Genomic DNA, 20,203 nt, shown 5'->3' on the forward strand with positions numbered 1-20,203 from the left:
CTGGTCTGACCGCACTTAGAGACTGGTTAGACCACACTCCGGTACTGGTCTGACCGCACTCTGAGACAGGTTAGACCACACTCTGAGACAGATTGGGCCACTTAGAGTAGCATTTAGGTATGTTTATGGGCTAATCAAGCCAAGTTCTAAGGCCATTAATACCGCTCTGGTGCGATCGCGAACACCGAGTTTACTTAGGATGGTGGAGCACTGATTCTTTACCGTTCCCTCCGATTTACAAAGTGCAGTGGCGATCTCTTTATTGCTGTAACCGGCTGCCATTAACTGTAAAATTTGGAGCTCTTTTTCACTTAATGGCTCTAAAGGTAGGGGTTTAGTAAAAGCAGTGGGCGTAGGTTTACGTACTTGGCTAAGTAGCCGCTCAGTGATGTTAGGCTGAAAAAAACTGCCACCGGCCGCTAAGTTTTCAATTGCACTAATTAAAGTGTCTAATGACACATCTTTTAGTAAAAACCCTCGTGCGCCGGCTTGAATACTTTGTAACACCAAATCATGCTCATCAAAGGTGGTTAATACCAATACAGGGATGGAAATGTCGGCTTGTTGCAAGGCCTGCAAGGTTGCGATGCCATCCATCAACGGCATAGATAAATCGAGTAAGATAACCTCTGGTTTTAACGTTTGACACAGCGACACCACTGGCCGACCATCACTGGCTTCCCCCACTACGTTTACTTTACCCGAAATGGCTAACAAGCTGCGGATCCCATCACGGATCAGCTGTTGATCATCAACCAGCAACACGTTAAGCATTAATCACCTCTTGCGGTAAACGAATTTGCAACTGTAAGGCTCCATTAACTTTTTGCAGGATAACTTGCCCATGACATTCCGCCACGCGCTCTTGCATGCCCGTTAAACCATTGCCTAACCGCCAATTATCAGCAAGCATGCCGTTATCGGTAATACACAGCAGTAATTCTGCTTTGTCACTATCATGAATAATTTCTGCGCTAAGGCTAAGCGTTGTTGCCTTGGTGTGTTTAAGGGTATTACTGACGGCCTCTTGCACCAGCATCATGACATGTTGTGCTTGAGAGATATTGGGTAGAGTCAGATCTGCTGGGATCGTTAACTCAATGTTTAAGTGAGCGGGTAAATCGGCCAAGATCGGCTCTAATAGGTGCGCTAGGCTTAAGTCTGCATAATCACGCATTGAGCTTACGGCTTCACGCACATCTGATAACAATAGCTTTGCCAGTTGTAAGCTTTTCTCAACCTGTAAACGTGCTTCACCATCACTGTGATGACGCGCCACTTCTAGTTGTATCGTCAGTGCCGTTAAGTGATGACCTAACAAATCATGTAAGTCACGGGCAATACGGTGACGCTCGCCTTGTCTTGAGGCCGCCAGCAATAAGTGCTGGGCAGCCTGTAACTGTTGATGCTGGCTGGCAATCTTAAGCTTAGCCTGCTGCTCAGCAAATATCGCGCTTTGCATCACAATCGCAAACAAATGAAAGCTGCCAAACAAACTGGCCGAGATCCACAAACTGCGTTGTTCAAACACCGCTTGCAGACTAAACCATACCACCACCACCACAGCAGCTAATAAGATGGCTTTATACTGCGACATAATATGAGGCAGTAAAGACACCCAAATAATGGTTAAAATTGCCAAGTAGTCAAAATGCCCAGTCGGTAGCACCCACAATAAACCGAACGCACTGGCTAACTGCACGGCCAATAAATAATGTCCATAACGCTGCTTCAAGGCTAATGACGAGCTCGACTCTTGCGTTAGAAAAATAAAACAGCCGCCATAAAGCAATAATAACAGCACTACGGATAGCCAAGGTTGTGGGCCGGGTAAACGCTGCAAAATAAGCAGTGTAATGCCAGAAACCAACAGCCAGGTCAGAACACCGGCTAAGGTTGCAAGAGGAAAAGGTAATTTCATCAACTTATTATGTCTGTTCTAGCTTTAACTGCAATAGGCCAGAAGTCATATTTTAAAGTGCTGACTTCTGGCACCTGTATTGATTGCTTATCCGCTCTACACTGCGTAAACATTAATACAGGGAGCATCACAATGTCATTTATTCATACTATTTTGCTGTACAGTCATATTTTCTTAGGCGCACTTTGTTTAGTACTGTTTTGGGTCCCTGTGATCTGTGGCAAAGGCACTAAACTGCACAAGTTATCTGGGCGTTATTACTACTTTATGATGGTGTTTATTGCCGGTTCTGGCATTGTCATGAGCCTCATGGTGTTATTCGACCCGGCGCAGGTATACCTTAAAGGGGCAATATTACCGGCAGAAAAACTGGCAAAATTTGTCAGTGAAAGGCGGCATTTTTCAGCTTTTTTACTGTTGCTAAGTGTTTTAACGTGGGTAACGGTTCGTCATGCTTATGTGGTATTAAAAGTTCAAGCCGAGCGGCAACCTTTACGCACATGGCACTACCTATTACCGGTAGTCAGTTTAATGCTTGGCAGCCTTTTTATGCTCGGATATGGTTTTAATACTGGCACTTGGCTATTTATGATTTTTGCTATGGTCGGAGTTTTTACGAGTACTGGGATCGTTCGCTATGTCTTTCGCGCTGAGCTTGCAAACCGGCAATGGATTATCGAGCATTTCAGCTCAATGATCGGTTCCGGTATTGCTTTGTATACCGCTTTTTTCGCTGCCGGTGGTCGCAAGCTACTCTCGGAGCTACTCAGCCGTGAATGGCAGCTGGCAACTTGGCTTATCGCTCCAATAGTGGGCACTTTAGCCATTTCATTATTAACCAAGCACTTCAGCCGCAAGTTTCGCGTTAGTCCTTCGACAAAATAACTTATTCGCAGGTCATACCGGTCTCTGAGTATGGTTGGAGCTGTCTCGAAGTGCGGTCAGACCAGTACCGGAGTATGGTTGGACCTGTCTCAGAGTGCGGTATGACCAGTACCAGAGTATGGTTGGACCTGTCTCAGAGTGCGGTCAGACCAGTACCGGAGTATGGTTGGACCTGTCTCAGAGTGCGGTATGACCAGTACCAGAGTGTGGTTGGACCTGTCTCAGAGTGCGGTCAGACCAGTACCGGAGTGTGGTTGGACTTGTTGCGGGGGGCTGGGGGTTTTGGTGATTGTTCTTTTGACAGTCAGTAGCGATTTGCCCTAACATCAGGCGCATGCAAGCGACAATGGCGAAATAGATGAGCGTATTACTGCAAGATAAAGTTGTGTGGATCACGGGGGCTTCTGGCGGTATTGGTGAGTCCTTGGCGCACGAGCTAGCAAAAGCCGGTGCCAAGGTGGTGCTTAGCGCGCGACGTGAAGCTGAATTACAAAGGGTGCAGCAAAGTTTGCTTGCACCCGAGCGACACCTGTGTGTGCCATTGGATGTTTGCGATGAAGCACAGCAGCAACAAGCACTCGACACTATTGTCGCACATTATGGTCAGGTAGATTGGTTGATCAATAATGCAGGGATCAGCCAACGAGCCTTGGTGATGGATACCAGTGCAGCAACCGATCGCAAAATTATGGAAATCGATTACTTTGCGCAAGTGGTACTGAGCCGGCGTGTTTTAGCCGTCATGTTAAAGCAAGGTCATGGCCAACTGGTGTTTATCTCTAGCGTGGCGGGTTTAGTCGGTACGCAGTTTCGTGGCAGCTATTCGGCGGCGAAAGCAGCACTGCATTTATGGGCGAACAGTGCCCGCGCAGAGCTTTATGAACAAGGGATCCGTGTTGCGGTGGTGTTTCCAGGCTTTGTGAAAACCGCGGTATCGATGAATGCGCTAACAGGCAATGGCGAAGCCTTAGGTAAGATGGATGATGCGCAAGCACAAGGCATGTCGGCGGAAGAATTTGCCAAAATTACCGTAAAGGGGCTGTGCCGCGGTAAAAGTTACTTGGTGGTTGGCGGTTTTAAAGAGAAATTTGCCAGCGTGTTGGGGCGTTTTGCTCCTGAGCTGCTGTATAAACTGATCAGAAAAAGTAAGGTGCGTTAATCCAGTATTTGCACATAAAGTGCAATGCTATAAATGACTGCTTATGACACGGCGTTTATCTGCTGAGTTAAGCTAAAAACCGCAGGCTCTTCGTCGTCAATCTCAACAGCAGAATAGCGGCGGGTTGTTCAACTGTCTTTCAAGCAGCCCACATAAACTGAATAAGCACTCAACTAATGGCCTTTAACAGCCATTAAGTGAGTGTTTTAGCTGATTAAGACGGCTTTCTGCTCGATTTACGATCCGATGCTGGTCGCTTATCCGTGGCGACTTTTTTATCCGCTGATGGCTTCTTTTCTGCCGCTTGGAACTTGCGTACTGCGCGTTTCATACTGGCCATACGACGACGACGCTCGGTGCGGTCTTCAGCTTTCACCAAGGTTTGCGTTTCAGCAGGCATATGAACCAGTTTGCGTAAGTAATTTACTTCATCCAGTGGATATTCGGCATAACCACCAGCAGGTAAATGTTTAGGTAGCAGTAAATCGCCGTAACGCACGCGGATCAAACGGCTGACCACAGCACCTTGTGATTCCCACATCCGGCGTACTTCACGATTACGGCCTTCGGTTAACACTACATGGAACCAGCGGTTAATGCCCTCACCCGGTAACGCTTTGATTTTTTTGAAGTTGGCTTTACCATCTTCTAACTCAACGCCGGTACGTAAACGTTGGATCATCGCATCATTGATCTCGCCAAATACCCGTACGGCATATTCACGTTCAACTTCAAATTTTGGATGCATTAAGCGGTTAGCTAACTCACCGTCGGTTGTGAACAACAACAAACCCGAGGTATTAATATCTAAGCGACCAATAGCAATCCAACGTGCGCCTTTGATATTTGGCAAACGTGAAAACACTGTAGGCCGACCTTCCGGATCGGTACGCGAACAAATCTCACCTTCTGGTTTATGATAAGCCAATACGCGGCAGATCTGTTGCTCTTCACTGGCGATCTGCACGGGGTGACCATCAACACGAATAGCTTGGGTGGGCTCTACGCGATCACCTAAGGTGGCCGGTTTGCCATCTACCGAAACACGACCACGGCTGATCCAATCTTCCATTTCGCGGCGTGAACCTACACCAGCACGGGCTAAAACTTTCTGTAACTTTTCACTCATTAGTGGAGCTCTCCTGTCATCTCGACGGTGGATAAGGATTCTGCCGTTTCATCCGTTAGCAAAGCTTGAAACTCAGCTAATGGCGGCAATTCATTTAAATGTGTTAAACCAAAATAATCTAAAAACGTAGCCGTTGTGGCATACAACGCCGGTCGACCTGGCACTTCCTTTTGCCCAACCACTTTAACCCAGCCGCGCTCGGTTAAGGTGCGAATAATTTGTGTACTCACCGACACACCCCGGATCTCTTCAATTTCACCCCGGGTGATCGGTTGACGATAAGCAATCAAGGCCAAGGTTTCCAATACCGCACGCGAATATCGCGGTGAACGCTCAGGCCATAATTGGGCTAGCGCATCACTTAATTCTGGGCGAGTATGAAAACGAAAACCACTGGCTGTTTCGACTAACTGAATGCCACGCGCACTGTAATCTTGTTGTAACTGCGTTAGGCTTTGTGAGAGTTTTCGGCTACTTACGGCAAAATCGACCAAGACTGTCGCTTGCAGTTCTGCCCGACTTAACGGCTTATCTGCCGCAAAAATAGCGGCTTCGAGTAACTGCAGTAATTGAACGTCATTTAGTTTGCGCGCCATTATGCCTCATTAATCGCCAGTTTGACATGAATTTGTGCAAGCGGAGCGACCTGCGTCAGTTCGATTAACTTTTCTTTGGTTAGCTCTAAAATCGCTAAAAAGCTCACCACAACGCCTTCGCGGCCTTCTTGCAGTTCAAAGCAATCGCTAAAGGCCACAAAACCCTGCCGCTGCTGTAATAACGCTAAAATACGGCTCATCCGCTCGCGCGTTGATAAATGTTCGCGTTTGATATGATGATGCTGCAGTGCTTGCGACCGTTTTACCACGTCTTTTAACGCCGCCAGTAACTCGGTAAAGTCGACTTCAGGTAAAATCAGGAGTGGGCTAAAGTTATCGGCTAAACTGGCTTTCGCCGTGAAAAAATCACGCTCGGCACGAGGTAAGGCATCTAAATCACTGGCTGCTTGTTTAAAAATCTCGTATTCCTGCAAACGACGCACTAATTCGGCACGCGGATCTTGTTCGTCTTCCTCCGCGGCCGAACTGCGCGGCAGCAATAAGCGCGATTTAATCTCTGCCAGCATGGCGGCCATGACTAAGTAATCGGCAGCCAATTCGAAGTTTAACTCCTGCATCAGGTTGATATATTCCATATATTGCAGGGTAATTTCATTCACAGGCAACGCCACTAAATCAAATTTGTGCCGTCTGATCAGGTACAGTAAAAAATCTAAAGGCCCCTCAAACGCATCGAGTAACACTTCTAGCGCATCAGGCGGAATATAGAGGTCTTCTGGCCGCTCTAACACCGCTTCGCCGCGCACATAAGCCAACGGCAAAACCTGCTGAATGGTGAGGCTGTTAAAGGGCTCGCTCATGTTTTCAGTCAATTACTGAAAGGGTCGCACATCACCACGGCCTTCACGGATGATAACCGGGATTTCTTCAGATAAATCAATTACGGTAGTCGGATCTTCGCCAATCACGCCACCATGTAAAATCAAATCGACTTGGCGCTCTAATTGTTGGCGCATATCATCAGGATCAGCTTCGGCAAATTCATTACCCGGTAAAATCAAGCTGGTTGACAGCATCGGTTCTCCAAGCTCTTCCAGTAACGCCAAAGCAATTTTATGCTCTGGAATACGCAAACCGATGGTCTTTTTCTTTTCATTTAACAAACGACGTGGCACTTCTTTAGTACCGCGTAAGATAAAGGTATAGGCCCCCGGTGTGTTATTTTTGATCAAGCGAAAGGCGCTGTTTTCAACCTTGGCATAAACCGACAACTCAGATAAATCACGGCACATCATGGTAAAGTTGTGATCACCACTGACTTGACGAATTTGTAAAATACGATCCATCGCGGCTTTATCGCCCATATGACAACCCAGAGCGTAACCACTGTCGGTGGGATACACAACAATGCCGCCTTTTTGAATCAATTGCACCGCTTGTTTAATTAAACGTTGCTGTGGATTATCGGGGTGAATGTGAAAAAACTGACTCATAGTGCGTGCCCTTGCAAATTAGCGGTGTCGGTTGCTGTGGGCTGAAGTGCCCAATCCGCCCAAATTGGCGTAACATCATCCGGTAAATATAGATGCTTTCCTAGCTCATTCCAAGCCGTAGGCTGATGAAAATCTGAACCGACAGAAGCAGTTAAATTGTGAAGTTGACCCAATGCCCACAGCTCACGCCGCTGCACTAAGGTTTGTTGTGGCGAGATAATCTCTAAAGCATCACCACCGGCTAGCGCAAAATCTTGCACCAGACGTTTTAAATATTTGCCGTTTAATTTGTATTTTAACGGATGCGCCAACACGGCTTGGCCGCCCGCATCGTGGATCCACTGGATCGCTTCAGCCATCGCCACCCAATTATTTGGCACATAACCGGTTTTACCGCGCGCCAAGTATTTTTTAAATACGGTGTTCATCGAGCTAGCGTGGCCGCTATTCACTAAAAAGCGTGCAAAGTGCGTGCGCGTGATGGCCCCGCCGTTGGTTAAAGCCAACACGGCAGGCAGCGCATCAGCAATGTTGGCTTTTGCTAAACGCCGAGCGATTTCTTCTGCGCGCTCAAACCGGCGCTGCTGCTGTAAAGCCAAGCGGGCTTGAAATTGCGGGCAATCGGCGTTGATATTTAAGCCCACCACATGAATTTCAAATTCTTGCCAAGCAGTAGAGATTTCAACACCGGCAATAAGCTTAAGCGGCGCTTGCTCGGCTTTTAGCCATTGCTGCGCTTCTGTTAAGCCACTAATGGTATCGTGATCAGTAATGGCCAGCACATCTAGCTTCACGCTTAGCGCACGGCTTAGCAGTTCGCTAACGCTGAGCAAGCCATCGGAGTGAGTTGTGTGACTGTGTAAGTCAATTTTCATGCAGTTTCCTTTTTAACAACCGCTATTGTCGCATAATCGCTTAGAAAGCCCAACAAACAAAGAACCAAGCCAAGCTTGCTTGCGTACAAAGGCGCACAGCAAACAACTGATGAGTGCATTATGTTTAAATGGTTAAAGCCCGATCCCGAAAAGAAATTACGCAAACGTTACGATGCCAAACTCGAGCAAGCTATGCATGCTCAGCGTAATGGTGACATGCGATTATTTGCCGACCTCACCGAAGAAAGCGAAGCGTTATGGCAACAACTAACGGAATTAAAAGCCCAAGCCAACAAATAAGCGCTCAGCGTTTTTTCATTAGAGGCTCTAGACTGATGATAAACCCAAGCTAATTAATATTTTTTTGCTCGCTGAACAGCGGATAAGTGACCTGCAACACAGCCGTTCAGCCTTCTTTACGGTTTAATCGCCTTAAATAACAATTTGCTCTTGACGCGCCGCGCTTTTCGCGGTTTGATGTAGCCTGATTTTTTAGAGGTGGTTAAAACCAATGCAATTCACGACTTTCGCTAACCTGAACATCTGGTGGTGGCACATTCCCAACGGGCATGTGTAGGCGTTGTATTCGCTTTAATAACCTAAGCCCGTTTCAAAAAGAAACGGGCTTTTTTTTACCCTGAATTTATAGCTGGTTTGTGTAAAGGATAATACCGATGATTTTTAGTCATATCACCGATACCCCAGGCGAAGTCGCCAGTATCGCACTGCCTGTGCCTTATCAGGCTGATGCTTTAGCCGCTTATGCGTCACTGTGCTCGGCCGACCGTTGCTCATTACTGCTAGAGTCGGCTGAAATTGACAGCAAAAATAGCGTTAACAGCTTAATGTTAATTGATGCGGCGCTGCGTTTAGAATGTAACGGGCAACAGGTCACCATCGATGCATTAAGCAATAATGGTTTAGGCTTATTACCCTATTTAGCCGAGCAGCTTGCCGATTTAGCGCAGGTGACATTAAGCGGTGAACAACTTATAGCAGAATTTAAACGCCCCGATCCGCTGTTAGATGAAATCAGTCGTTTAACTGAAGCTAACCCTTTTAGTGCGCTGCGTTTAGTACAGCAAAGCTTACGCGGCCAAAGTGATGAGCCTTTTGCCATCTTTTTAGGCGGCGTGATTGGTTATGACATGGTAGCAAACATTGAGCAATTGCCCGAAGTGCCGGTCAAGTCTAATCAATGCCCTGATTATGTGTTTTATCTGGCAGAAACCGCCCTAGCGATTGATCATCAGCGCCAGCAAAGCCGCTTGGTCGGCAACGTATTTTGTGGCGCCGATGCCCCTGCCAACTGTTTTGCCATTGGTAAACGCCTAGAGCAACTAAAACAGCAACTGGCGCAAACCCCTCCGTTAGCACCAGGTAAACCGGCCACAGATAGCAGCGTATCGGTTGATATTAGCGATGATGATTTTGCCAGCCAAGTAGAAAACTTAAAAGAGCATATTGTTGCCGGTGATGTCTTTCAAATTGTGCCTTCGCGTTGTTTTTCACTGCCGTGCCCCAACCCGTTAGCGGCCTATGCCAAATTAAAGCAGCTTAACCCCAGCCCTTATATGTTCTTTTTACAAGATCCGGCGTTTTGCTTATTTGGTGCCTCGCCAGAGTCGGCTTTAAAATTTGCTGCCGACAACCGGCAAGTTGAGATCTACCCTATTGCGGGGACGCGGCGCCGCGGTTTTGCCGCCAATGGCAGCATTGATCGTGATTTAGACAGCCGTATTGAGTTAGAACTGCGCCAAGATGAAAAAGAAAAAGCCGAACATTTAATGCTGGTCGACTTAGCCCGTAATGATGTGGCGCGTATCGCGGTACCCGGCAGTCGCTATGTTAAAGAGCTATTAAAAGTGGATCGGTACTCTTATGTTATGCACTTGGTCTCACGTGTGGTCGGCACTTTAAAGCCAGAATTAGATGCCCTGCACGCGTATCAAGCCTGCATGAATATGGGCACCTTAGTGGGCGCACCCAAAGTGAAAGCCGCTGAATTAATTCGCCAAGTTGAAGGCAAAAAGCGCGGCTCTTATGGCGGTGCCGTGGGGTATTTAGCCGGTAATGGTGATTTTGATAGCTGTATTGTCATACGCTCAGCTTATGTTGCTCAGGGCATGGCACATATTCAAGCCGGAGCCGGCGTGGTATTTGATTCTGTTGCCGTGCAAGAAGCGGAAGAAACCCGCAATAAAGCACAAGCCGTGATTAAAGCTATTCAACAGGCGGGGTACTAAGCATGAGTACGCCAGCCATGACGACCTTAGGAAGCCGCATGCCAACGATTTATTTATTAGATAATATCGACTCTTTTACTTATAACCTTGTCGATGAATTTGCACAGTTGGGCTGCCAGTTAAAACTGTATCGCAACACCGTACCGGCTGAATTTATTTTCAACAAAATGCAGCAAGAAACAGGCCCGGTATTATTAGTGCTTTCGCCAGGCCCCGGCGCACCGAGTGATGCGGGCTCCATGCCCGCCTTATTACGCCTTGCTGCGGGTGTCTATCCGGTGCTGGGGATTTGTTTGGGCCATCAAGCTATCGTAGAACATTACGGCGGACTGGTCGGACGCGCCGGTGAGACCGTACATGGCAAGACGTCAGCAATAACGCTGCACGAACACCCGGTGTTTCATGGCTTGCCACGGCCTTTTCCTGTGGCGCGCTATCATTCATTAATGGCCACCGAACTGCCGAATAGTCTGGACGTATTAGCCACTGAGCGGCATATCCCGATGGCGGTGATAAACGAAAGCCAACGGATGCTGGGCTTTCAGTTTCACCCAGAGTCTATTCTTACCACGCTGGGTAAGCCGTTGTTGCAACAAAGTATTGCCTATTTACTAAGGAGTAAAGACTGATGTCGCAGCCTCAACATGCTCAGACGCAGCACATTCTGCCTCTGGTGCAGCAAACCTTAAATGGCAAAAGCCTAAGCCGTGCGCAAGCCGAACAATTTTTTACGGCTGTTGTGCAAGGCCAGGTTGAACCCGTACTGCTAACGGCCTTGCTGGTCGCCTTAAAAGTGCGCGGCGAAACTGCCGATGAAATTACCGGGGCAGCACAAGCCTTATTAGCCGCCGCTACCCCCTTTCCAACAACGGTCAGTGGCACCATTGATTGTTGTGGTACGGGCGGTGATGGCAGCAACACCATTAATATTTCTAGCACTGCAGCCATCGTTGCGGCCAGTATGGGTTTGCCAGTAACCAAACACGGTAATCGTAGTGTGTCATCCCGCTCAGGCTCAGCTGATTTATTGGAATACCTTGGCATTAATATTCAAGTTAGCCCAGAGCAAGCCGCGGCCACCTTAAAAGGCAGCAATTGTAGCTTTTTGTTTGCACCGCTTTATCACAGTGGTATCAAGCACGCGATGCCGGTGCGCACCGCCTTGAAAAGCCGTACCCTGTTTAACTTACTAGGGCCGCTAATTAACCCAGCCAGACCTGATTTTCAACTGTTAGGGGTGTATGATGCTGGCCTGTGTAAACTGATGGCGCAGGCATTACAACAATTGGGCACGAAAGCCGCTTGGGTTGTGCACGGCAGTGGTTGTGATGAAATTGCTTTACATGGCAATACCTATGTTTGCCAATTAAAAGATGGCGAGCTTAGCGAATTTACCCTAACCCCTGCCGATTTTGGGGTAGAGCCGCAAGCATTAAGCAGCCTAGAAGGCGGTGAGCCAGCCGATAACGCGACAGCAACCTTAGCCATTTTAGCGGGCACCGCGCCAGAAGCACATTTAACAGCGGTGGCAGTTAATGTGGCGGCGATGCTAAAAATTGCAGGCTTAGGTACTGATTTAAAAGTGAATACCCGCGCAGTATTAGAGCATCTGCATAGCGCCAAAGCGCTGCAAACGTTGCACAGCATGAAGGAGTTAAGTCGTGGTTGAAACAACGACACCCCAGGTGGTAATTGAAGGGGTTTTGGCAAAAATTGTCGATAAAAAACGACTCGAAGTCGCTGAAATGATGACACAGCGCCCGCTTGAGCAGTTCATCGATCAGGTGAGCGCCACTGAGCGACATTTTTTAGCAGTGTTACAACAACCGGGTGCCCGTTTTATTTTAGAGTGTAAAAAGGCTTCGCCTTCCAAAGGCTTGATCCGTGAACATTTTGATTTAAAAGAAATTAGCAGCGTTTATAACTGCTATGCTGATGGCATTTCCGTGCTGACCGACAGCAGTTTCTTTCAGGGTAGCTATCAGTATTTAAAGCAAATGCGTACGCTTACCGACAAACCCTTGCTGCACAAAGATTTTATTATTTCGAGTTATCAGATTTACGCAGGGCGTGAAGCCGGTGCCGACGCAGTCCTGCTGATGTTATCGATTTTAGATGATACGCAGTATCGCGAGTTGGCAACGGTGGCCAAACAACTGCGTATGACAATCTTAACTGAAGTGAGTAATGAGCAAGAAACCTTACGTGCCGTCAATCTAGGGGCGGAGTTAATTGGCATTAACAATCGTAATTTGCGCGATTTAAGCACTGATCTGCAAACCAGCGTCCGCTTACGGCAGCTGATCCCAGCGGATCGCACCGTGGTATCCGAATCAGGCATTTATCAAAATCAGCAAGTGCGGCAATTATTACCCGTAGCCGATGCCTTTTTAGTGGGCAGTTCGCTCATGGCGCAAGCCGATTTAGCCGGCGCCTGTCATCGCTTGATTATTGGCGAGCATAAAGTGTGTGGTTTAACCCGTGCTGAAGATGTGCAAGCAGTCTATCAAGCCGGCGGCTATTATGGTGGCCTGATATTCGCAGCAGCCTCACCTCGCGCGGTAAGTGCTGAGCAAGCGGCCGAGCTAGTCAAAGCAGCCCCGCTACGCTTTGTCGGCGTATTTGTAAACGCCGAAATAGAGCAAGTGGCTCGTTTAGCAAGCCAATTAGCCTTAGCCGCCGTACAGTTACATGGCGATGAAGACGATGCTTATTTACAGGCATTAAAACCCTTATTGCCAACCGGCTGTGAAATATGGAAAGCCTATCGAGTACAAGCCGAATTACCGGCATTTACCGCCTTAGCTGATCGCATCTTATTAGATAGCTTTCATCCACAACAGCACGGTGGCTCGGGTGTCAGTTTCGATTGGCGTTTACTGCAACAACTGCAAAGCCAACATCCGATTATGCTAGCCGGTGGCTTGAACCCCGATAATCTCAGTGCCGCCTTAGCACTGCCGGTTGCCGGTTTAGATATGAATTCCGGCCTCGAAACGGCTGCCGGTTTGAAAGACACGACGAAAATCGCCAGTGCCTTTCAGCGGATCCGTGAATTTGATTTTTTGACTAAGAAGAGTGTCCCACATGAGTGAGCTAAAACTTAATCCTTACTTCGGCCAATATGGCGGTATGTTTGTGCCGCAATTGTTGGTGCCCGCCTTAAAGCAATTAGAAGCGGCCTTTGTTGACGCTCAACAAGATCCGGCGTTTCATGCCGAGTTTCAACAATTGCTGACGGAATATGCCGGTCGGCCTACACCATTAACGCTAACCCGCAATTTATCACCCAACCCGCTGGTGAAAATTTATCTGAAGCGTGAAGACTTACTGCACGGTGGCGCCCATAAAACCAACCAGGTTTTAGGCCAAGCGTTACTGACGAAACGCATGGGTAAAAAAGAAGTGATCGCTGAAACCGGCGCAGGCCAGCATGGTGTGGCAACCGCTTTAGCCTGTGCGCTACTGGGTTTAAAATGCCGCATTTATATGGGCGCTAAAGATATTGAGCGCCAGCAACCGAACGTATTTCGGATGCAGCTAATGGGAGCTACCGTGATCCCGGTTACCGCCGGTTCAGGCACCTTGAAAGATGCCGTGAACGAAGCGATGCGCGACTGGTCTGCCACATACGAAACCACTCACTATATGCTAGGCACCGCAGCGGGCCCTCACCCCTTCCCTACTATTGTGCGTGATTTCCAACGGATGATCGGTGAAGAAGCTAAAGCACAGATCCTTAAAGCGGAAGGTCAATTACCCGATGCAGTGATCGCTTGTGTCGGTGGCGGCTCAAACGCTATCGGTATTTTTGCCGACTTTATTGAAGAGTCTGGCGTGCGTTTAATCGGTGTAGAACCCGGTGGTAAAGGGATTAATACCCATCAACATGGTGCGGCATTAAGTACCGGTAGTTACGGTATTTTGCACGGTGCTTACACCGCGATTATGCAAACAACCGATGGCCAAATTGAAGAATCTTATTCTATTTCAGCCGGTTTGGATTATCCCGCTGTTGGGCCACAACACACCCATTTACAACAAATTGGTCGTGCTGAATACGTGGCCATTAACGATGACGAAGCCTTAGCGGCTTTTCAGTTACTCGCCATGAAAGAGGGGATTATTCCGGCATTAGAAAGCTCGCATGCCGTAGCGCACGCCATTAAAATGGCCGAAGCAGCAACCGAGCCTATGGTGCTATTAATTAATTTATCGGGTCGCGGCGATAAAGACTTATCGCATGTGCACAGTGTATTAGCCGCACAACAGCAAGGAGCAGAGTAATGCAACGTTATCAACAGATGTTTCAGCGGCTGAGTGACGAAAAACGTGGCGCTTTTGTGCCGTTCGTTACAGTGGGCGATCCACAGCCTGAGCTGTCGTTTCAAATTATTAAAGCTTTAATTGATGGCGGTGCTGATGCCTTAGAGTTAGGTATTCCGTTCTCAGATCCGATTGCCGATGGCCCTACCATTCAAAATGCCAATATCCGCGCACTGGCTGCGGGGGTCACCCCCGCCATGTGTTTCGATATTATTAAGCGTATTCGTGCTTATGATGAAAACATTCCCATTGGTTTACTGCTGTATTCTAACTTGGTTATGGCAAAAGGCCTCGACACGTTTTATGCGACGGCTGCTGCCGCAGGCGTTGACTCCGTGCTGATTGCGGATGTGCCACTGAGCGAAAGTAAAATGTTCCGTCAAGCGGCCATGCCACACAATATTGCACCGATTTATATTGTGCCGCCAAATGTTGATGATGATGACTTACGTGCGATTGCCTCTTATGGCCGTGGCTACACCTATTTGTTAAGTCGGGCTGGGGTAACCGGTGCTGAAACCAAAGCGGCGATGCCAACCGCAGCTTTGATTGAACGTATTCGTGCTTATAATCCGGCGCCACCATTACTTGGCTTTGGTATTTCGTCACCAGAGCAAGTTCGGGCAGCCATTGATAATGGCGCAGCCGGTGCGATCAGCGGCTCGGCTATTGTTAACATTATTGAGCAAAACCAAGCCGATCCGGCTTTAATGCTCAGTAAGTTGCAGCAATTTGTCAGCGAGATGAAAGCCGCCAGCTAAGCGTTACAGACGATCCGTTGGCTAAGGCTGCGGATCGTCTTGCTGTTACGGCTTACACCGTTTTTTAAAACCTGCACAAATTTCTCTGACACCGCCTGCGAGCGCGTTATAATAGCGCCACGATAACCTTCAGAAGATGACTCATCATGCAAATCAGTTCTAACAGCGTTGTACAATTTCATTACACAATCACCGAAAACGGTACTGAGCTTGAAAGCTCACGCCAAGGTGATGCCATGTTGTATTTACATGGCCACAATCAAATGCTGCCAAAGCTTGAAGAAGCCTTACAAGATAAACACGCTGGCGACACGCTAGAAGTAACACTGGCTCCGGTGGATGCTTATGGTGAGCGCAAAGCCGATGCCATTCAAAGCGTGCAAGTAAAACACTTACAAGGTGCCAAAAAATGGAAACCGGGTATGGTGGCATGGGTTAATACCGATCATGGTGAGCGTCAAGTCACCATCGTTAAAATGGGTATGTTTAAAGCTGACGTAGACACTAATCACCCCTTAGCCGGTAAAACGGTAACTTTTCATATCGAGATTTTGTCGGTACGTGAAGCAACTGAAGAAGAGCTTGCGCATGGCCATGCCCACGGCGCAGGTGGGCATCAGCATTAAGCCTTGCGCTAAAAGCTTTACGCTTCTCGCTCTTAGTTTACGGAGCAATGCTCTCCGTTCAGCGGCAGCCGCCTTTAGCTGAAAACAAAAAACGCAGCGTTTTGACGCTGCGTTTTTTATGAGCCTAAGTTTAATGCATTCAGCAAACAGATTAGTGAGTGCTTAAACGTAAGCGTCCGGCCATCACATCTTTTATTTGCTGACTGATCACGCATCATATCTTTCTGTGTTGCCAACAATGAGAGTTATGTATGCCAGCTTTAAAACAACCCGATATACGTCGGTTCTTTTCCCCCGAATTAAAATGGCAGATCGTCCAGGAATCGAAAGAACAAACCCTTTCAGTATCTCAATTAGCGCGCAAATATGATGTCAATACCAACCAAGTGTTTCGCTGGATCCGAGACGTTAACCTCGGTAATGCATTGTGGGTCAGGCGCGCTAAAGGTGAAGTGGATACGTCAGCGGCTCCCATGCCATTCCTTCCTATCAGTGTTCGTGCTGTTGACTCGATGCCAGTGTTACATAAACCTGCAATAACGGTGTCGTTTCGTGGCGGCCACCAACTGGTGTTACACGACGCCACGCCAGACATGTTACGCCAACTCGTGGTGGCGTTGTCATGATGATGTTATCGCATGACGTGCGCATTTGGCTGTGTGCCGGTTACACCGATATGCGCAAAGGCTTTGATGGCCTGGCTGCAATGGCGCAGCATGTGCTGCAAAAAGACCCGTTTAGCGGTCACGTATTTGTGTTTCGCGGACGTCGTAGCGACCGGGTTAAATTGCTCTGGTGGGATGGTCAGGGGTTATGTTTATTTTACAAGCGACTGGAGCAGGGTAAATTTGTTTGGCCAAGTGCAAAATCGGGGGCTGTGCATTTAACACAAGCCGAATTGGCGCTGTTACTGGAAGGCTTAGACTGGCGGCCACCTGCCAGAAAAAATAGACCAATAAACGCCGCATAATTGCATTTAATCAATGAGTTAGCTGGATTTTTATGTTATTATGCAGCGCATGAAAACGATGGCATCTTCCTTACCCAATGACCCAAAACAGTTGCAGGAAATTATCCTTCAACTGCAGTCAACGCTTGCCCAGCAGGATACCGTTATTGCCTCGTTACGCCACCAGTTATCCGTATTAAAACGTGCCCGCTTCGGACGTTCGTCCGAGCATATCGATAAGCAAATTCATCAGTTGGAATTACAGCTTGAAGAGCTTGAGATGCAAACTGCAGCCTTACCAAAGCTAGCCGCACCAGCAAAAGAGAACAAAGCCACGCCCCGTCGGCGCGCTTCTCTGCCTGCACAATTGCCGCGAGAAGAGCTGCGTGTTGAAACGGCTTGCCAGTGCCCGGCATGTCAGGGTGCATTAACCCATATCGGTGATGATGTTTCTGAAATGCTGGATGTGGTGCCGGCCTCTTATCGGGTTATCCGTATTGTACGCCCTAAATTCAGCTGCCAGCACTGCGACACATTGGTGCAAGGTGCTGCGCCTGAGCGTGTGATTAAAAAAGGACTGGCCAGTGCGGCATTGCTCACACAGGTGATGGTTGATAAATACCTCGACCATCAACCGCTGTACCGCCAAGCTGAGCGGATGGAACGTGAAGGCATCGACATCGAGCGCTCTACCTTGGCTGACTGGGTAGGACAAACAAGTGCATTACTCACGCCACTGGCAAGTGCCATCGGCCGCCATGTTAAAGCCAGTTACCACGTACATGCGGATGATACCACCGCACCGACGCTATCACCGGGTAAAGGTCGTACGCAAACAGGTCGTTACTGGACCTATGTCCGCGATGGTCGCCCCTGGGGAGATAGCACACCGCCTGCAGTGTGGCTGCAATACAGTGAAGACCGAAGAAGTCTTCATCCTGCGGCGCATTTAAAAGATTACAAAGGCTCACTGCAGGCCGATGCTTATGCCGGTTACAACGAATTATACCAACGGCAAATCACCCAACATGGTTGCTGGGCACACGTGCGGCGTAAGTTCTATGACATCACTCAAAGCGGCCCTTCGCCTTTAGCCGACGAAGCCATTGCGATTATCCAATCCCTCTATGTGATTGAAAAGCAGGTGCGCGGCCAACCACCGGATGAACGACAACACAACCGAGCCACACACGCCAAGCCAATCCTTGAGCGCTTCCATACGTGGTTGCAAACAACCCTGCGTACCTTATCGAAAGGCTCGCCGTTATCCAAGGCTATTCATTATGCTCTGAAACAGTGGGAGGCGTTGGTTGCCTATGTGGATAACGGTTATGCTGAGATAGATAACAACAGTGCAGAGCGCTCATTGCGGCCGATTGCCTTGGGTAGGAAAAATTACCTGTTTGCGGGTTCAGTTGCTGGAGGAGAGCGAGCTGCCGTGCTGTACTCAATACTCGGCACCGCTAAACTCAATGGCATCAATCCAAATGACTATCTCACAGCGGTACTTAAGCGTATCGGCAATCACCCCATCAATCGTGTCGATGAGTTGTTACCTTGGAATATCGATCTATCCAAACAGTCAGGTGACGCGATTTAAGACACTAAGTGTCCACTAAAATTAAGTGGACACTTAGTGTCTTAAATCAGAGCGCTAACCTGTGATCGCCGGACGCTTACGCTTAAACAACCCAACACTTCGCGCTAATTCGGTAATAAACGCAGTAACTGCCCTTTAGCGCCATCGGTTAACAGGTAAATCGCCCCATCTGGCCCCGTGCGCACATCCCGTAGGCGAGTGGCTAAATCCGCTAACAGCACTTGTTCTGCCGTGACTTTGCCCGCCGTTAATTGCAAGCGATGTAACGCTTTAACGGCTAAGGCACTGACAAAGATATTCCCTTGCCACTCTGGAAATAACGCTCCTTGGTATAAGGTCATACCCGCCGGGGCAATGGATGGCGTCCAAACATACAACGGATCTTGCATGCCCACAAAACGCTGATAAGGCGAGACACGCGCGCCGGTATAATCCACACCATAGGTGGCCACTGGCCAGCCGTAGTTTTGCCCCGCAAGTAACAGGTTTAATTCATCACCCCCTTTAGGCCCATGCTCATGGCTAAAGAGTTGCCCGGTTTGTGGATCATAGACAATGCCTTGCACATTACGATGACCCAGCGTGAAAACCTCCCCAGCAATCCCCGCCTGATTAACAAAAGGGTTGTCGGCAGGCACCGCCCCATCCACCGTTAGACGCACCGTTTTACCCAAATGATGGGCTTTATTTTGTGCCTGCTCCCGATAGTCAAAACCGTCGCCTAAAGTTAACACTAAGGTTTCATCGGGTAATTGCACCATACGCCCACCGTAATGGGCGGCGCCGCGTCGCTCAGGCTGCGCCCGAAAAATCGGTCGAATAGCGGTTAATTCATCATTCACTAATTGGGCACTGGCTAAGCAGGTACTGTTGGCATTTAAATTTCCGCAAGAGTAACTTAAAAATAACCGACCGCTACTGTCAAAGTCAGCCGCCAGCAGCACGTCGAGTAACCCCCCTTGCGCAGCCACAAACATATCGGGCAAGGCCGCGGCTTGGCGCTTGGATTCACTGCCATCGGCATTCAGAATAACCAGCTGGCCAGTGCGCTCGGTGACTAAAAAACGCCCGTCGGGCATAAAGGCCAATGACCAGGCAAAATCGAGATCACTGGCCACGGTATCAAGGCGCCAAGCGGTTTCGGCCACTAAGGGCAAACTGAGCAAGGCGCCGCACGTTAAACTCAGGGTAAGCTTTTGTAAGGCTCTCAGTTTTTTGACGATAGACGTGTTCATCGCGTACTCCGTTTCGCTGTCATCCATTGAAAAAATACCGCTGCAAAAGCGGTGCAACACAGTAATAACAAGGTGCCACTATTGCTGCGATTCAGGGCAATCAGCGTGGGCATAGGGGCTAAATAATTAATCAGGTTAAGGGCTAACCAAGTTGCTAATGCTGTTACCCCAAACATGGCGGCCAGCGGTTGCAATGGCAAGAACCGACAAATCAGCTTGGTTGATAGCACACTCAATATCAAAATGGGCAAAAAGATCAGTGCTAATAGCGGCATAAAATGCCGTAAATCGAAAAGAAAAGTACGCCATTGATCGGCTAACGACACCGAACCTGCCAGCTGAGTGATCGCCCATAAATTGGCCGCGCTTTGTAATGCGGTTCCCAGCATAGCCGCTAACAACACGGCCAGTACAAAGTAACTGATTATTTTCATCCATTAT

Annotated in this window: 22 protein-coding genes; 13 read left to right on the forward strand and 9 right to left on the reverse strand. The window is 48.5% G+C overall.

All coding sequences use genetic code 11. The features are described from left to right. Positions 1–123 precede the first annotated feature (123 nt). Both ACUJFK_RS12275 and ACUJFK_RS12280 read right to left on the reverse strand, forming a co-directional pair. A complete protein-coding gene (locus ACUJFK_RS12275) occupies positions 124–774 on the reverse strand; it encodes a response regulator (protein ID WP_445425044.1) in 651 nt (216 codons plus the stop codon). Next, a complete protein-coding gene (locus tag ACUJFK_RS12280; protein ID WP_445425045.1) occupies positions 767–1,921 on the reverse strand; it encodes a sensor histidine kinase in 1,155 nt (384 codons plus the stop codon). The genes ACUJFK_RS12275 and ACUJFK_RS12280 overlap by 8 nt, the downstream gene beginning before the upstream one ends. Positions 1,922–2,053: 132 nt before the next feature. Between ACUJFK_RS12280 and ACUJFK_RS12285 the strand changes: the two genes are divergently transcribed. Both ACUJFK_RS12285 and ACUJFK_RS12290 read left to right on the forward strand, forming a co-directional pair. Further along, positions 2,054–2,806, forward strand: a complete 753-nt coding sequence (locus ACUJFK_RS12285; protein WP_445425046.1) for a hypothetical protein — start codon at positions 2,054–2,056, stop codon at positions 2,804–2,806. Positions 2,807–3,164: 358 nt separating this feature from the next. Further along, complete coding sequence (locus tag ACUJFK_RS12290) at positions 3,165–3,965, forward strand: SDR family NAD(P)-dependent oxidoreductase (protein WP_445425047.1); 801 nt, start codon at positions 3,165–3,167, stop codon at positions 3,963–3,965. A gap of 214 nt (positions 3,966–4,179) precedes the next feature. On the opposite strand, the gene rluB is transcribed toward ACUJFK_RS12290, so the two are convergent. From rluB to rnm, 5 genes are read right to left on the reverse strand one after another with little or no spacing between them, the layout of a single operon-like run. Further along, positions 4,180–5,094, reverse strand: coding sequence for a 23S rRNA pseudouridine(2605) synthase RluB (rluB, locus tag ACUJFK_RS12295; RefSeq protein WP_445425048.1), 915 nt, complete (start codon positions 5,092–5,094; stop codon positions 4,180–4,182). Next, a complete protein-coding gene (scpB, locus tag ACUJFK_RS12300; protein WP_226750201.1) occupies positions 5,094–5,690 on the reverse strand; it encodes an SMC-Scp complex subunit ScpB in 597 nt (198 codons plus the stop codon). The genes rluB and scpB overlap by 1 nt, the downstream gene beginning before the upstream one ends. Beyond that, positions 5,690–6,511 carry a segregation and condensation protein A gene (locus ACUJFK_RS12305; protein ID WP_445425049.1) on the reverse strand — a complete coding sequence of 274 codons (822 nt, stop codon included), beginning with the start codon at positions 6,509–6,511 and terminating at the stop codon, positions 5,690–5,692. Before ACUJFK_RS12305 ends, scpB begins: the two co-directional genes overlap by 1 nt. A 12-nt stretch (positions 6,512–6,523) precedes the next feature. Next, positions 6,524–7,144 (reverse strand): L-threonylcarbamoyladenylate synthase, encoded by a 621-nt coding sequence (locus ACUJFK_RS12310; RefSeq protein ID WP_445425050.1) that lies wholly within the window; start codon positions 7,142–7,144, stop codon positions 6,524–6,526. Further along, the gene (gene rnm / locus ACUJFK_RS12315; protein ID WP_226750204.1) at positions 7,141–8,019 is read right to left on the reverse strand and encodes an RNase RNM; all 879 of its coding nucleotides are present in this window, start codon (positions 8,017–8,019) and stop codon (positions 7,141–7,143) included. The genes ACUJFK_RS12310 and rnm overlap by 4 nt, the downstream gene beginning before the upstream one ends. Positions 8,020–8,139: 120 nt before the next feature. Here rnm and ACUJFK_RS12320 point away from each other — a divergent pair, with 120 nt between their 5' ends. From ACUJFK_RS12320 to tnpC, 11 genes are all read left to right on the forward strand, one after another. Beyond that, on the forward strand, positions 8,140–8,319 hold the full coding sequence (locus ACUJFK_RS12320; protein ID WP_226750205.1) for a DUF6435 family protein: 180 nt from the start codon (positions 8,140–8,142) through the stop codon (positions 8,317–8,319). Between the two features lie 374 nt (positions 8,320–8,693). Then, complete coding sequence (locus tag ACUJFK_RS12325; RefSeq protein ID WP_445425051.1) at positions 8,694–10,265, forward strand: anthranilate synthase component 1; 1,572 nt, start codon at positions 8,694–8,696, stop codon at positions 10,263–10,265. A 38-nt stretch (positions 10,266–10,303) separates the two neighbouring features. After that, positions 10,304–10,894 (forward strand): aminodeoxychorismate/anthranilate synthase component II, encoded by a 591-nt coding sequence (locus ACUJFK_RS12330; protein ID WP_445426782.1) that lies wholly within the window; start codon positions 10,304–10,306, stop codon positions 10,892–10,894. Next, positions 10,894–11,934: an anthranilate phosphoribosyltransferase gene (gene trpD, locus ACUJFK_RS12335; RefSeq protein WP_445425052.1), complete on the forward strand. Its 1,041-nt coding sequence runs from the start codon at positions 10,894–10,896 to the stop codon at positions 11,932–11,934. The genes ACUJFK_RS12330 and trpD overlap by 1 nt, the downstream gene beginning before the upstream one ends. A 22-nt stretch (positions 11,935–11,956) precedes the next feature. Next, positions 11,957–13,360 (forward strand): bifunctional indole-3-glycerol-phosphate synthase TrpC/phosphoribosylanthranilate isomerase TrpF, encoded by a 1,404-nt coding sequence (gene trpCF, locus ACUJFK_RS12340; RefSeq protein WP_445426783.1) that lies wholly within the window; start codon positions 11,957–11,959, stop codon positions 13,358–13,360. Further along, the gene (trpB, locus tag ACUJFK_RS12345; protein ID WP_229584407.1) at positions 13,353–14,552 is read left to right on the forward strand and encodes a tryptophan synthase subunit beta; all 1,200 of its coding nucleotides are present in this window, start codon (positions 13,353–13,355) and stop codon (positions 14,550–14,552) included. The genes trpCF and trpB overlap by 8 nt, the downstream gene beginning before the upstream one ends. Continuing rightward, the gene (gene trpA / locus ACUJFK_RS12350; protein WP_445425053.1) at positions 14,552–15,352 is read left to right on the forward strand and encodes a tryptophan synthase subunit alpha; all 801 of its coding nucleotides are present in this window, start codon (positions 14,552–14,554) and stop codon (positions 15,350–15,352) included. Before trpB ends, trpA begins: the two co-directional genes overlap by 1 nt. Before the next feature lie 146 nt (positions 15,353–15,498). Continuing rightward, positions 15,499–15,978, forward strand: coding sequence for an FKBP-type peptidyl-prolyl cis-trans isomerase (locus ACUJFK_RS12355; protein WP_445425054.1), 480 nt, complete (start codon positions 15,499–15,501; stop codon positions 15,976–15,978). A 251-nt stretch (positions 15,979–16,229) separates the two neighbouring features. Beyond that, a complete protein-coding gene (locus ACUJFK_RS12360; protein ID WP_445425055.1) occupies positions 16,230–16,604 on the forward strand; it encodes a transposase in 375 nt (124 codons plus the stop codon). Next, complete coding sequence (tnpB, locus tag ACUJFK_RS12365; RefSeq protein ID WP_445425056.1) at positions 16,601–16,948, forward strand: IS66 family insertion sequence element accessory protein TnpB; 348 nt, start codon at positions 16,601–16,603, stop codon at positions 16,946–16,948. The genes ACUJFK_RS12360 and tnpB overlap by 4 nt, the downstream gene beginning before the upstream one ends. A gap of 49 nt (positions 16,949–16,997) precedes the next feature. Then, the gene (gene tnpC / locus ACUJFK_RS12370) at positions 16,998–18,527 is read left to right on the forward strand and encodes an IS66 family transposase (RefSeq protein ID WP_445426784.1); all 1,530 of its coding nucleotides are present in this window, start codon (positions 16,998–17,000) and stop codon (positions 18,525–18,527) included. A gap of 104 nt (positions 18,528–18,631) precedes the next feature. Here tnpC and ACUJFK_RS12375 read toward each other — a convergent pair whose 3' ends face one another. After that, complete coding sequence (locus ACUJFK_RS12375; protein WP_445425057.1) at positions 18,632–19,762, reverse strand: PQQ-dependent sugar dehydrogenase; 1,131 nt, start codon at positions 19,760–19,762, stop codon at positions 18,632–18,634. Next, complete coding sequence (locus tag ACUJFK_RS12380) at positions 19,759–20,196, reverse strand: hypothetical protein (protein ID WP_226750213.1); 438 nt, start codon at positions 20,194–20,196, stop codon at positions 19,759–19,761. Before ACUJFK_RS12380 ends, ACUJFK_RS12375 begins: the two co-directional genes overlap by 4 nt. Positions 20,197–20,203: the final 7 nt, after the last annotated feature.

The organism is Alishewanella sp. HL-SH06, from assembly GCF_052656265.1.